The organism is Pedobacter sp. ISL-64, from assembly GCF_018613605.1.
In the GTDB taxonomy this organism is placed as follows: domain Bacteria; phylum Bacteroidota; class Bacteroidia; order Sphingobacteriales; family Sphingobacteriaceae; genus Pedobacter.
Map to the genome: position 1 here is coordinate 1 of NZ_JAGGPU010000031.1, position 14,173 is coordinate 14,173.

General features: G+C 40.7%; 13 protein-coding genes and 1 pseudogene. 12 read left to right on the plus strand and 2 right to left on the minus strand.

Annotation, left to right across the window (positions count from 1 at the left end):
• The 4 genes and pseudogenes from J7E57_RS25810 to J7E57_RS25825 all read left to right on the plus strand — a co-directional run.
• Window positions 1-741: pseudogene (locus J7E57_RS25810) on the plus strand (conjugative transposon protein TraJ); the annotation flags it as partial.
• 23 nt (window positions 742-764) lie between these two features.
• Window positions 765-1,385, plus strand: a complete 621-nt coding sequence (gene traK, locus J7E57_RS25815; RefSeq protein ID WP_215132447.1) for a conjugative transposon protein TraK — start codon at window positions 765-767, stop codon at window positions 1,383-1,385.
• A gap of 246 nt (window positions 1,386-1,631) precedes the next feature.
• A complete protein-coding gene (gene traM / locus J7E57_RS25820) occupies window positions 1,632-2,735 on the plus strand; it encodes a conjugative transposon protein TraM (RefSeq protein WP_215132449.1) in 1,104 nt (367 codons plus the stop codon).
• 48 nt (window positions 2,736-2,783) lie between these two features.
• Complete coding sequence (locus J7E57_RS25825; protein ID WP_215132451.1) at window positions 2,784-3,764, plus strand: hypothetical protein; 981 nt, start codon at window positions 2,784-2,786, stop codon at window positions 3,762-3,764.
• Window positions 3,765-3,925: 161 nt separating this feature from the next.
• Here the strand turns inward: J7E57_RS25825 and J7E57_RS25830 are convergent, their stop codons facing one another.
• Window positions 3,926-5,140, minus strand: a complete 1,215-nt coding sequence (locus tag J7E57_RS25830) for a hypothetical protein (RefSeq protein ID WP_215132453.1) — start codon at window positions 5,138-5,140, stop codon at window positions 3,926-3,928.
• Window positions 5,141-5,411: 271 nt separating this feature from the next.
• Here J7E57_RS25830 and J7E57_RS25835 point away from each other — a divergent pair, with 271 nt between their 5' ends.
• Window positions 5,412-5,717, plus strand: coding sequence for a hypothetical protein (locus tag J7E57_RS25835; protein WP_215132455.1), 306 nt, complete (start codon window positions 5,412-5,414; stop codon window positions 5,715-5,717).
• Between the two features lie 24 nt (window positions 5,718-5,741).
• On the opposite strand, the gene J7E57_RS25840 is transcribed toward J7E57_RS25835, so the two are convergent.
• Complete coding sequence (locus tag J7E57_RS25840; RefSeq protein WP_215132457.1) at window positions 5,742-6,152, minus strand: hypothetical protein; 411 nt, start codon at window positions 6,150-6,152, stop codon at window positions 5,742-5,744.
• A gap of 238 nt (window positions 6,153-6,390) precedes the next feature.
• Here J7E57_RS25840 and J7E57_RS25845 point away from each other — a divergent pair, with 238 nt between their 5' ends.
• The 7 genes from J7E57_RS25845 to J7E57_RS25875 form a co-directional block, all read left to right on the plus strand.
• Entirely contained in the window at window positions 6,391-7,023 is a 633-nt protein-coding gene (locus J7E57_RS25845; protein ID WP_215132459.1) for a UPF0758 domain-containing protein, read from the plus strand.
• Window positions 7,024-7,297: 274 nt separating this feature from the next.
• Window positions 7,298-7,984, plus strand: a complete 687-nt coding sequence (locus J7E57_RS25850; RefSeq protein ID WP_215132461.1) for a hypothetical protein — start codon at window positions 7,298-7,300, stop codon at window positions 7,982-7,984.
• Window positions 7,985-8,043: 59 nt separating this feature from the next.
• Window positions 8,044-8,244, plus strand: coding sequence for a hypothetical protein (locus J7E57_RS25855; protein ID WP_215132462.1), 201 nt, complete (start codon window positions 8,044-8,046; stop codon window positions 8,242-8,244).
• The gene (locus tag J7E57_RS25860) at window positions 8,228-9,304 is read left to right on the plus strand and encodes a DUF932 domain-containing protein (protein ID WP_215132463.1); all 1,077 of its coding nucleotides are present in this window, start codon (window positions 8,228-8,230) and stop codon (window positions 9,302-9,304) included. Before J7E57_RS25855 ends, J7E57_RS25860 begins: the two co-directional genes overlap by 17 nt.
• Before the next feature lie 382 nt (window positions 9,305-9,686).
• Window positions 9,687-10,016, plus strand: coding sequence for a sigma factor-like helix-turn-helix DNA-binding protein (locus J7E57_RS27330; protein ID WP_215132464.1), 330 nt, complete (start codon window positions 9,687-9,689; stop codon window positions 10,014-10,016).
• 505 nt (window positions 10,017-10,521) lie between these two features.
• Window positions 10,522-11,964, plus strand: coding sequence for a tetratricopeptide repeat protein (locus J7E57_RS25870; RefSeq protein WP_215132466.1), 1,443 nt, complete (start codon window positions 10,522-10,524; stop codon window positions 11,962-11,964).
• 1,726 nt (window positions 11,965-13,690) lie between these two features.
• A partial coding sequence (locus J7E57_RS25875; protein WP_215132468.1) for a hypothetical protein occupies window positions 13,691-14,173 on the plus strand: 483 nt, incomplete at its 3' end.

A 14,173-nucleotide genomic window follows, 5' to 3' on the forward strand; every position in this document is an offset into this window, starting at 1 on the left:
GGCGCTGGGTTCTTATCCTACCGTTATTCGCATCCTAAGGATCCCGACGGGAGCGGGGAAACTTTTCTGGATGGGCTGGCCAACGACATGACCTTTTATATGGAAAAGCAGGGTTATGTTTTCCGCAACAACATCAAACAGTGGATGAAGGAGGTTTTGGAGCTGGTTTATGCAGCAGCTTCGCTCTGTATCAATACCCTGCGGACCTTCTTTCTCATCATTTTGGCGGTATTGGGGCCATTGGTGCTGGGCTTTGCGGTCTTTGACGGTTTTCAGCATACCCTCACCGTCTGGCTGGCCCGCTACATCAATATCTTTTTGTGGCTGCCCGTGGCGAACATCTTTGGGAGCATCCTGAACAAGATCCAGGAACAGATGATCAAGCTCGATATCTCGCAGATCGACCAGCAGGGCGATACCTTTTTTTCTTCGACCGATACCGCTTACCTCATCTTTCTCGTTATCGGCATTGTGGGTTATTTCTCGGTGCCGACGGTCGCGAATTTCATAGTCAATGCAGGTGGAGGAAATGCAATGGTGCAGAAAATGAACATGATCGTTGCGGGCACTGGGGGTAGGGCAATGAGCTATGGCGGGGCAGGTATGGGTATGGCGGCTGATGCCATGGGCGATGCTTATAGCAAGATGAGCCAAGGTATGGCTGCCTCAGGTGGCAACGATTATTTCCCGGACGGGGATGCAGGAAGCAGCCACCAGAAAGACCGGATCAGTGGCAAATAAGGGATTAATTTAAATAGGATTTTATGTTTACACAGTTCAAAAATATCGATACGGCTTTTAGCCATATCAAACGCTTCAGTATCGGCTTCCTGATCTGCTGCGCGTTGCTTTCAGGGTTGGTGATCTGGAAAAGCTTTTCCTGGGTAAGGGAATCGCAGGGCAAAATCTATGTTTTGGCGGGTGGAAAAGCAATCGAGGTATTTGCTTCGGACCGCAAGGACAATGTTGCTGTAGAGCTCCGCGACCACATCAAAATGTTTCATTACTGGTTTTTTACGCTCGATCCCGATGAAAAGGTGATTCAGACGAATATTGCAAAGGCACTAAACCTGGCCGATGAAAGCGGACGTAAGGCTTATGAGAACCTGAAAGAGCGGGGGTTTTACAACAATCTGATCTCGGCGAATATCTCGCAGGAAATTACGGTCGACAGTACGCAGCTGAACCTGGATGTATATCCCTTTCTGTTCCGGTGTTATGCTACGCAGAAACTGATCCGCTCGAGTTCAACGGTGCTTAGGAAGCTGGTTACGCAGGGGGCTGTACGCAATGTATCGCGCAGCGACAATAATGCGCACGGGTTTTTGATCCAGCGATGGGAAACGGTGGATAACGCGGACAGTACGCAGATAGTTCGGCCATGAAAGGGGGAAAGGGAAAAGAGCGCAGGCTTTCAGCCGAACAGCTTCGGTCGGTCAATGTTTTTTCGGACAGGGTGATCAGGTTTCACAGGAGGATTGCGGATCGGTTAAACCGAAGGCTTGCTTTTCTGGGAGCCGCTAGGCTTAAAGTTTTGCTGTATGTCTTTTGCGGGATACTGGCTGCTTACTTCATTTCGCTGGTCATCACCAGCCTCAATTAATCAAATACACAATCAATAAAATTTTATTATGGAAAAAGGAAAGATAGGCCTGAAAAGGCTGTTTGATACTTCGGGTAAAAGCGAAGCGGAAAAGAAAAAGTTTAAGCAGAGGGCTTTGCTGATGTTGGTCGCTGTAGTGGCGGTGTGCTCGATCGGGTTATGGCTGGTCGTCAAGGATAGCCTGGCTAAAAATGAGCTGGCACAGAAAACTAAGAAGGGCATTAATGCCAGCCTGCCCGATGCGGTGCTGAAAAAAGATGTGCCCGGGGATAAAATGAGCATTTACAGTATTACCCCGATGGATACTGCTGGGAAACATGATAGGCTATCCGGTCTACAGATGAGTTTGAAAGCTCCGGTGGAGGATGCACAGATTGGTGCGATCCGTGAACGCCTGAAAAGTATCGATCAGCAAATCAATGCCCCTGTTGCAGTCCGGGCTGGATATGTTCCTGCACCTGTTGGATTTTCTTCTTCAGGGGATAATGATACTAAAGGAGATGTGGACAGGCTGGAAAAACTGATGCAGACCATACAGCAGGGAAAAAGAGAGGATAAGGAAATGGACCAGTTGAGTGAAATGATGGATAAAATAATTGCGGTACAGAATCCTGGGCTCATGCAGGAAAAGATGCTGGCGCGGAAAACGGAACTGGCTAAAAAGGACAGTGCTTTTCGGGCGGTACCAGCGGTGGTTGAAGGAAGGCAAAAGGTGATACAGGGCGGACTGGTCAAACTGCGCCTGCTTGATACCGTGAGCCTTAACGGGATGTTGTTACCAAAAGACCAGTTGCTTTTTGGTTCCTGTACGATCGTGAACCAAAGGTTACTCTTGGATATTACCAATGTCAGGCTGGGCAGTTCTATTGTTCCGGTTCAGCTTTCGGTATTTTCGCTGGATGGCATAATCGGTATCGATGCACCAGAAGCGGTGCTGGGGGAAACAGCGGGGAACGGGGTGAGTAATGCGGTGCAGTCGATGCAGTTTCTTTCGATGGATCAGTCACTGGGCATACAGGCAGCTGGGGCGGGAATTGATGCGGCTAAAAGCCTGATCGGGAAGCGGGCCAAGCGTATCCGTGTGAAGTTGAAGGACCGCGATCCGGTACTGCTCAGGATCAACCGGTATTAAATGGAACTGATTTTTAATAATTATTTATTTTAATAAAAACCAATCGTTATGAATTTAAACAATCTTCAGAACCTCCAGCAGGAGATGGCAAAACTTGGCTTTTCTGAAAAGCTGAGCAAACTGATGGAAGAAAAGATGGCCAGTGACCTGCCGTATTTTGTGTTAAAGGACAGGGTGCCCGGCGACAGGGAGCAGGTGGATATGAAACTCCATTTCAAGCAGTCGACCCAATCGGATTATTATTACCTGAACAAGTACGAGGTATCATTGTCCAGTGGCAAAGGTCTGGAAGAAGGGCAGAAATGCTGGATCATTACTGGGCCGGAGCAAAAAGGTGGAAAGAACCTGGCAAAGGAATTCATTGATCTTAGGGACGGTATTGATGCCTTTAAAAAATTAGAGGTAAATGCTAATCTGGTCGTTGGGAAATCCCTTGAATATAATACAACCATTGCCCTGCGGGAGAGTAAAGAGATGAAGTTCGTGGATAAGGATTTCCGTCAGACTTTTTATGCGCCCGAGGTGAAGCAGACTTTCTGGGTAGACCGTGGTGAGGGTTTTACGGCTGAACAGGCGAAGAATCTGGTGCAGGGGCGGGCGGTGCACCGCGATAACCTACTTTCCGCTAATGGGGTAACCTATAAAGCCTGGGTAACACTGGATAAGGATAAGCCGAGGGATAGGATGGGAAACTTGGTTATCCGCAAATATAATGATCCTGGTTATGGCTTTGATCTTAAGGCTTCTTTGAATGAATACAAGATCAAGGAACTGTCAGATAGCCAAAAGATGGTGAAGATTGAAGAAAGTATGCGTAATGGAAACCGGGCACTCATTACAGTTGAAAAGGATGGGAAAGAGGTGAAAATGCTGATTGAGCCTGCGGTACGTTTTAATAGGATCAATTTCTTCGATGAGAAAGGCCACACGGAGAAAAGGGAACAGTTTGAGAAAAAATTGGAACCTCCGCTTTCAAAGGTCAATGGAAAAGAGAGGGGTAAGGCAAAGGGGATAGAATTGGGTGTTTAATGTTGATGGGGCATGTTCGCAGGAGTATGCCCTATTTTCTTTATAATATACCAAGTTGAAGAAAGTAAAGTGATAAGCCAATAGAAACAGATAAGAAAGAGCAGAACAGAGAAAAATGCTGCTGTGTATTCCTATTCAAATTAGTTCCCATTAAAGGTATTTTATTCAGATACCTTATGCTTCGGATGAATGATTTTAAATTCAAGTTCATATCCTTTTAATGAGGTGTTAAAAGATTCAAACTCTACTTGGATAGTATAGCCCATTTTAACATATTTGAAGTTTTTGGAATCTAATATGGCCATTTCGATATCTTCAGTAACCATTTCGCTAAATATTTTCGTCCATAGACAATTTACATAATAAAGAAACTGTTCATGGGCATTTGCCTTCTTGTTCAGGTTAAAAACAATAAGCCTAAGTTTTAAAAGTGTGGCTGCTTGCCGGTTTCCATTGATGGTATAGTTCACATCGTTTGCCAATAAATCTTCACTGAGGTGAAGGTTGTTTGAGGTCACGCCCCATTCGTCATCGTAATAATGCATGTAATGATCGGTATGAAGGCCGATGTTTTTAAGGAAATCTTTTGCCAGATATGGAGACCAACCATCGCTCAGCGAAATAATTGGAGGATTTTTTTCTGTGCGCTGTAATTGTTGGATTTCTTTGATGGAGTTTCTGATCTCTGCTTTTGTTTTTGGGTGGATCCTGAAGATATACTGCCTCCACCGCTGTAGACCTTTAAGGTTATTGTAAAATTCCCATAATATCAAACCCTTTGTGTAGGCAAGATGGGGATTATCCCGAAAACGCAGAGAAAGTACTACGAAAGTTTCCTGGAAACGCATATAGGTTACCAGTCCATATAAAAAGGGGATGAACATTATTGACAGTTCAATCGGCAAAAAGAACTGTTTAAGATAAGCCACCCTTGCGAATTCATTGAAGTGGTCTATCACGTAGCTAAACTCTGCTATCACCATCGCCATTCCCAATATAATACCAAACCATTCTAACAGTAGCTGTACCCTATGATATTCAGGTTTTTGTTTTGCAAAGGTGGTCAATGCAACCAGAAATAATGAGAAAGGAACAATCAGTAGCTCTATCCAAAAAGAAAAAGTATGCAATGCCATCAAAAATTCCAATACAACAGTAACAGTAAGCAGTGATTTCAAAGTGTGTGTAAAATATTTGCCCAAATCCTTTGACCTTGCGGATCCATACATCATGGGAAAGGCGGCAAACAAAAACCATACTACAGTATCTTTTATTAGGCTACTGTCCCAAGTTCCAATTCCATAAAGTGTCATACTTATTGTCGAGGTGTAAATACCAGCCAAGAGATATATGATCAGAAAATTGCGTTGGAACATAATTTTCATCATTGGAGCGATTTCCCGTCTTATCACGGGTATAAATAAGACCGAGCAGATCAATAAACTTATCCATATCAAGAAAGACAGTTCCCTTGTATTTAGAATTTCGAAAACATTCATTTCCAAAAGTAAGTATGAATATAGCCTGGACAAATTACAAAATGTGCCAATTTACTAACATCATGCAGTTTACTAGACACCCGGATGGCTTTGTGAAGTCACTTGACAGATTGTTCTTTAGTTAAAAACTTTTTCCTATTTTGTATTTATGGAAATAAAGGAGTCAAGTGAATATGTTAAAGCAAGGGCTGTGCTACTTGCTGAGTACTTTGCGGAAAGGGACTGGTTGGTTGTTGAAGGCAAGAACAACAGCGTCCTGTTTTACATTCCGGCAGACCAGGAGTTTCATTTCTCGCAGTTGCAGCTGGCCGATATTATTGCTGAATCTGATTATCATGTAATCGAAACAGGGTTGAAGTTGACCAGCATCATCTATATGTTTTACCAGATGGGTAAACTTAAGGGAGAGGTTGAAGTTTGGCCTATTACGGAATTTGACATTTACACGGGCTAGCAACAACTGTATTCCAGTTGGCAGTTATTTCGCCTGTATGGGGTCATAACAAAGCTCAAAATGCCTTTCACCTTCTTTTTTATAGCCAAATTCAAAACAGAACAGCCAAAGTTCGTTGTATCCTTTGTTTTGTACGCTTGTGCAGAATTTAGGCTCAAATCCTTTTCCTAAAAGTTCCTGTCTGGTAATATGGATGGTGGTACCTTCTTCCAGTTTTTCCAGGTGGTACTGTTTTAAGATTTCATAATTGGCCCTGATCTGTTTAAAGATGGCCGGAATGTTTTCGTTGTCCCTTGATCTTTCTTCTGCCCTTAGCTTCCGGTTGAAACTGTTCCTGCAGGTGTCGTTGCAGAAGCGTTTGTCGGTCCGGCCGAATAATTCCCTTCCGCATTCCATGCAGGTTTGCTCTTCTGAGCGGTCTTGATCGTAGTTCATTAAGTGTTTGGTTAATTGATAGATAAACGGTTTTACTCCTTAATTGTTTTATAGATCGGATAATGCGGTCTGCGACCGGGTAATTTCATTTTTGTACCGACTGTTTGTTATTGGCTTGCTGAGATTTGTGGTGTAACCAATGATATAACACCATGAAACCATCATGATTTTTCATAACACACTGTGGTATGAAAAAATCTGATAGCTTCATCACAATTGAAAAACAGATTATATACAGATGAAAAATAGAATTATTGCAACCGAATCTTTCTCGTCTAAGGGCAGGCATTTCTTTTTGGATTTCATGCTAGCCAAAAACGATACCAATTATATCAGCATCACCAGAAGCGATGAACAGCAGGACGGCTCTTACGTCCGTAACAGGGTTAACATTTTTCAGGAAGAATTTGAATTCATGATTTCCGCCTTTGCTTCCCTTTTCCGTTCTGCGGCCTATTCAGGTGAACATATCCATGTGAAGGATCTTAAGAAAAGGAAAGATGGGGATACTTCAATCAAAAGCTGGCCTGATGAGCTACGGCCAAGGGAAAGAATGGTGGAACTTGATACTGAAGCGATGCGGGACGAGGAACTGTTGGCCATGCTGATCGGTTCGGGTACGCCAGATGAATCAGCGGTATCGCTTGGCCGGAATATCCTGAAAGATGTGGGCTATGACCTTTCTAAGCTGGGCAGTCTGGAACATGCGGCACTCTGCCGTTTTCCGGGCATGGGCATGGCAAAATCCTCTTCCATTATTGCTGCTTTCGAACTGGGCCGCAGGGCCTATGGTTTTTTCCGGTCGGATGTTCCGCCCAATATTTCCGCGGGCATCGGCACAATAGATAATTCCCTGCACCGTGAGCGGTAGCTGATCTTTTCTGCTTTCTTTTTTTATGGGTAATCTTTTCTGAGGTGATCGTGGGTACCACTCTGCCCTTTTGGAGAAGCAAATTTCTGAACAATCCTGTTTCCGTCAAGGCCAGGCCCCTGCGGGGTCTGCGCGAAAAAAATCTTCCCTGTGAGCTTGCGCTCACGAGGTTTTTTTTTCGGCAGAGCCTTGTCTTGAAAACAGGATCGTAATCAGGTGAGGGGCTTATCAAAAGGACAGGAGGCTCCAGCCGACTGACATAAATTATTAGCCCATGGAAAATTCAAACGGTAGAAGCCCACCCACAGCCCCAAGGCCCCGCATGGCGCAGGATGCGCCACGGCTTAAAGCAATTGCCCCGATCGGGGATGTTATAGGGATTATTTTAAACAATTATTTAAATCAAAAAATCATGAAAACGAATTTAATTGAAAACGGAAAATCAAACGGTCAGTTAGCAAATACACCAAAAGCGCTTGGTACTGATGTAAACATTGCCCAGGACGGGAGCAATGGAAAAGGAGCGGAAGCGAAAAAGGATGATAAGGAAATTAACGGTGCTGTTAATGGGGAAGTTAAAAGGGAAGAAGTAAAAGACGGGGCGGGGAAACATGAGCCAACAAAAACGGAAATTAGAGAACAGTTGGCGGAGCAAAAGCCTGCGATGAATTTGGAGCAGGTTTTAAAAATGGTGGAGAGCCTGCACCGCAAAAAGATCCAAAGGGATAAACTGGTTGAGACGATCACCACTTTGGAGGAGTTCGAGGTGAAACAGTTGGAGGATGCGGAGGAAACGGGTATCGGGCAGTACCAACGCTGTGAACTGGTGATTGAGGATGACAAGGGGAACGAATTCAAGACCAAAAATCCTTTTATCATCAAAGAGGTTGCCGAGCGTGTTAGAACGCTTTGTGTGGGCAGGCTTTCGGAGATCGAGGGCGAAATGGTTGTCCCTGCTTAATTGTTGTTGCCCCCGTTTTTCGGGGGGCAACAATTTTTCAGATTTTAATAGAAGATACTATGAAAATGGAATATGTTTTTATCGTACTGCGGGCTGCGGTCAGCACGACGCACGAAAATATTGAAGATACCTTGAAGGAGATTTTAGCGCACGGAAGCTGTTTGCTGACCAATACGAAGAACGTGGGATTTTTCAAAGTCAGTCTTTCGATGATCACCAATGTTGAACCAAAACCAAAAGAAAATGGCACATCAGATTAATTATAATAAAAACACGGGAAAGCACAGCTTTTTTAGTGTTCGGGAAAAGGCCTGGCATGGGCTGGGTACAATTGTGGAGGACTATCCGACTAGTTCCGAGGCGATAAAATTTGCAGGGCTTGATTTTACGGTCGAAAAACGGCCTTTGTTTACGCCCAATGCTTTGGCTATGGACCTGCTTGATTTTTCCGATACGGTTTACCTGGGCGGTGGGAATGAAGGTATTTTTGTGCCGGATAGTTTTGCAACTGTCCGAGCGGACACGCAGGAAGTTTTGGGCGTTGTAGGGAGGGATTACAGGATTGTACAGAATGTTGATGCCTTTGCTTTTTTTGATGCGATTGTTGGCGGTGGGGATGGTATAAAATATGAAACTGCCGGCTGTCTTGGCAAAGGTGAACGTACGTTTATCACGGCTAAACTGCCCGATTATATCCGTGTGGGGCGGAACGACTGTATAGAAAAATACCTTTTTCTTTCAACCACCCATGATGGGAGCGGAAGTATTACCGCTGCCTTTACGCCTATCCGTATATGCTGCCAAAATACCTTAAATGCTGCGATGAAGAATCTAACAAACTTTGTGCGCATCAAGCATACCGCGGGAGCGGTGGACAGGTTAAGGGAGGCCCATAAACTTTTGGGGATTTCCAATCTATTGGCAAATGAGATGGAAGAAGTATTTAACCGTTGGAGCAGGGTAAAAATTACCGATAAATACCTAAAGCAGTTGATACAGGTCGCTGTTGCACCAAACCGTGAGACCCTGGAGGCAGTACGGAAAGGTAAGGAGGACGGACTTTCTACCCTTTATCAAAACATGGTGGAGCAGGTTATGGAGTATGCCTCGGCAAGTACCACACAGCAGATGGAAACTACGAAAGGTACTTTGTTCGGGGCTTATAATGCCGTTACGGGATACCACCAGAATCTGAGGAACTACAAGGATGATGAAAGCAAATTTAAATCCATTATGTACGGCACGGGTTTGAAGCATAACCAAACGGCTTTTGATCTCTGCACGGCATTTGCAAAGATGGGAGCGGATGCATTGAATTAGGAGGATTTAATTTTTGATAGCGGTCGGCCTTGGGGCTGACCGTTTTTTTTAGCTCACGAAAACCGCGGGTCGCCCGCTGCTGCTGCGCAGCAGACGGGCGGCGCTTATGCGCACAAGGTGTAGAAAAAGATTTTGAATAGTGGGATAAAGGATTTATTTTTTGCTAAAAATATTAGTAAAATGAGGCCTGAAGATTTACGGGGTAACGGTGGGTTTATTGCTGAGCAGAGCCGCCGTTTGGGAAATTACCAAAGCGCTCCAGTTTTTTCGATACTTTTCTGGTTCCTTATATCAAGTTTTGAGAAGTCCAAGTGTGTTGATGGCAAGGGTTTGTTTGAATTTGTTTTGTCAGTATGGATTACTTTCTGTTTGAAGATTTACCGTGTTAAAGGCCATTCGCGCCCAAAAAACTGATCGTCATTTTTACATACGATTGGCTAATATTACAACAGAAATAATTACAGAAAATCCAACCTTATTTAAGGAGCGGCAACAATTAATAGAAGGAATAATTAACCAACTCCCATCTGATTGCAGAGAAATTTTTTTAATGAGCAGACAAGATGGGTTAGTTTATAGACAAATTGCTATTAAATTAAATATTTCTGAAAAAACTGTTGAGAAAAAGATGTCTAAATCTTTAAAAATCATCCGATCAGGGCTAAGTATGGATTTGTACCTGCTCATTTTAATTTCTCACTATCTAGCTTGATTTTAATTTTCTGTATATCAGTTAATTGTAATTAGTCATGGAGTTTTTGTAGGGTATCTATTGATTTTTGGTACGTATAGCTATATAGTATGAAAATCATTATTTGGTGATCACAGCTTCTAATAAAAAATATGACCAAGGGGAAAAAGATGATCAGGAAATACCTTATTATGGTATTGGAAGGTGGTGTTATGCGGATTGAAAACTGTTTTATGATTGATTACAAAACGATAAAAAGTGATTCAAATTTACTTTTCTATTGTGGCTCCTTTTTTCTTACTAAAAAACTTTCATTGAGATGAAATGGCAGGCGTACTCATTTCATCTAATAGGCATCGCAAAGAAAAAAGAGACATACGGTTACCCAAACGCTAACCGATATGAACAAGAAGTTATGTTGCCATTAATAATGGAAATGCAAGTTAGTTTATCCTTTGCAAAACTCAACTTGGTAAGTACTTGTCAAGTCAAGTGAAAATTTAAGGTTTATTTAGTTGCTCAACTTATGTTTAAACTCTCTTTGATAATATTTGTCATCTTATTCACTAATAGTGCATTTGCTCAGAAACCTGTGGCCCATAACGAAATTGATGCCAGGATATTCGAAGCTGATAAAACCCTTATTAATAGCGGTAGTTTAAATGAATTTATTAAAACAACCCAACAAATAATAAGAGATTCTAAACAAATCTCTTACTCTGAAGGAATAGCGAGTACTTGTATCGCTATTGCTAATGCGTACAATAGAGCTGGCGACTTTGGTAAAGCAGAGGATTACTTAAAGCAGGCACAAAATGAAGACTTTGTAAAAACCTCAGAAAAGTTTATGGCCGATATCAATTTCGTCTACGGTCAGCGGTACATGATGGAAAAACTATATGAGAAAGCAATAGAAAGCTTTAGGAAGATGCTTACGCCTGAAGTTATATCAGATTATGATTTATATGCTGCAGCCAATAGTGAAATTAGCACATGTCTTAGTAAATTAAAACTCCGTGATTCGGCATATATCTACCGTAAAAGAGCCTATCAAGCATTGCTTAAAGTAAAAGATCCAATAGTAAGGATGAATTTAGCTGTAATAGCCAACAACATAGCAGTTTCATTTATCCAGGAAAAAAAAAATGATTCTGCAAAATTTTACCTAGAAATCGCTACGAAATTTGCAAATGAAAGTAAAGAACCCTATGCTATAGCTACAACAAACTCTGGCTGGGCCTATTATTACAGGAAGAATAAGAAAAGTGATTCTGCAATTATACTCTTAAAAAGTAATGTGGCCACATTTAAAAAATTAAATTTAACCTATGAACTTAGAGACGTTTATAATAGGCTGCAAAAAGCATATACAGCAAGCCATAATGAAAAAGAGGCTAATCAATACCTTAACTTACATAAAACACTATCTGATAGTATAAATAAAAAGAATAATTTAGCGGTGGTTGTCAAATCCATAAGCGAAAAAGAACAGCAAACTTTCGATAATGAAAAGAAGAAGATGAGATATCTGATAGGTGTAATAGTCGTCAGTATTCTTCTGGTATCCACATTAGGTTTCTATAAATTTAGAATGTATAGAAAAACTCAAAAGAATATCATTAAGGAAAAGAATGCGTTGCTCAATTCAATTTCAGAAACTAAATGCCAAGCAGAGATAGATTCTTTAGGTTTCCTGTTGGAACTTGCAAAAGCAAAAGATCCTGCATTTTTAATAAAATTTAATGAATTTTATCCAACCTTCAAGGAAAAAATGCTTACCAAATTTCCAGATTTAAGTCTGAATGACCTGGAATTTTGTGCCTATCTCAGGATGAACCTAGATACTAAAGAAATAGCCAGATTTGCCAATATAAGTGTTCGCTCAGTAGAGTCCAGAAAATACCGGCTCAGAAAAAAGTTTAATATCTCTTCATCAAAAGATATCAACCTCGTCATTTTTAATAGCTGAATTCCATCAAATGATCTAAAATAACGTGAGTTATGGGTCTTAAAATTATTTTTTTTTCATAAAAAAATAGGTTTTAATGCTTTTCCGCTATGTTTTTTTGTCTTGGCCAGACGGGCTTTTTACTTTTTGACAACAAAAAGTAACAAAAATTGCCGGCTGAAAATTTTTCTATTAAAGTTAGTGGTAAGGCTTTGACTGTAAATGCCGAAAAATTTGTTAGGCCGGGGATAGTAGAACGGGGATTTCTGCTTTGGCTTAGCCAAATGTAAATGCATAATTGTAAAAATAAGATCCATAATTCACGTTAAAATAGATCATCCCCTTTCTTTATTTACGATATTTAAATATTCTAAATATTTGTTTATCAAATCATCTGTACCGCTGCAGTAGATTAGCGGTATTTTTTCTGTACGAGTAAGTTAGGCTCAGTGCATTTTTGTAAAAAAAAGCCTAATTAATTATGCTCAGGTACAAACACCTAAAAGAATTATGCTACCGAATGAAAACATTATTATTGATTTTTTCTATGATGTTCACTGTTTTTTTTAACTAGTGCCATTTATCTAAATATGTAAAATTTTCTAGCAATTTTAACAACAGAGAAACAGGTTACAGATTGTTAATCCAAAAATAGCTATTGCTGGTTTTGGAGAGTATAAGCATTGGAGGTTAGTTGTAGATACCTTTAAGTTGGATGAAAGATTTCTTGCAAATGAGCAGGAAATGGAAGGAATCCGAAATTTCTCCATCAGTTTTAAAGTCGATCAGTTAAATAGTGATGGAAATAAAATCAAAACTTGTAAAATTCTCTATCTAAATATGAAAAACGACTACGCTTAAGCTCTCTCTTTTGTTGTTTCTTTTACCTAGTAAAGGACAACAAAAAAACAAAAATGAGAGACACTATGCTTTTAGATCGGCTACCAAATGCGGAGACTGAACGAATGCTTTGGATCGAATGTTTTAAAACATCATGATAAAATTGCCAAGTTGGAGATGAATGTTATTGGCAGTAGGTTAGGAAGTGATGAAATAGCTTTTAACTAATGACCAAGGGAAATCTAGAAAGCTAACTGGTTACATCGCAATGGGTGCCATCTCTATTTCTATATTGGTATTTTTAGCTTTAAAGATAAACTGAGGCCGGGTCAACTAGTCATAAAGGAAAAGACATTACCCAATTCAAAGCCAGAAATTAAAGAACGATCAGAAATAGTACTTTGGGGACTTTTACATGAGCTGGCAAAGGCTAGGGACCCTGCGTTTTATAGTAAACTTAATGAGGTAAATCCAAGTTTCAAAGAGAAAATGCTAGCGAGATTCCCAAATCTCAATTATTCTGATCTAGAATTTTGTGCTTACTTTATGAATTTTAATACAAAGGAAATAGCTAGGTATGCCAATATGAGTGTTCGCTCTATAGAATTTAAAAGTACCGGTTAAGGAAAAATTCAATATCTCTTCTTCAGAAGATATGTGCCTATATCATTTCAAACTGTTCGTAAAAAATTGATTATCAGCTAGTTGTTTGATTTGCAGTAGATTTGCGTATTTTTTTTTCATACACTTTAAGTTACACTGAGCGCATTTTTGTTAGAAACATAATTACAAAAGCTAAAAGGACCCTACGCTATCAAATGAAAAACATCACTACTAAATTTTCCTGTTGTATGCGTTGCATTATACAGTGAACGCTAATTTATCATACATCTAAATTATTCTATCAATGAAAAAAAGATTACTATTAGGTTTCTCTTTTATGCTTGCTACATTGTCGGTTAATGCCCAGCAGAAGATAAAAGATGGAACAATTTCGAACGGAAATTTGGCCAGCAAGGATGCTTTATTAGAACTGGAAAGTAACAATAAGGGCCTTTTGCATGCAAGGGTTGCCTTAATTGAAAGTACAAATCCTTTACCGCTTTCTATGCACATAGCTGGTATGATGGTATACAATATAGCCAAAAATGCTGATGTTGTTCCTGGTATTTATTACAATGATGGTTCAAAATGGGTTTTTGTTAAAGGGAATACAGGAACGATTAAAATTGAAAACCACCCTGGAGAAACAGGGGCACCTCGGGGTATTGTAACAGGAGTTACCATTGTTAAAAATGACAGTGGTACCTGGATTTATAACCCCGAAACAGGAGAATGGACCAATATCAGTGGTCTAAAAGGAGATAAAGGCGATACAGGAGCTGCAGGT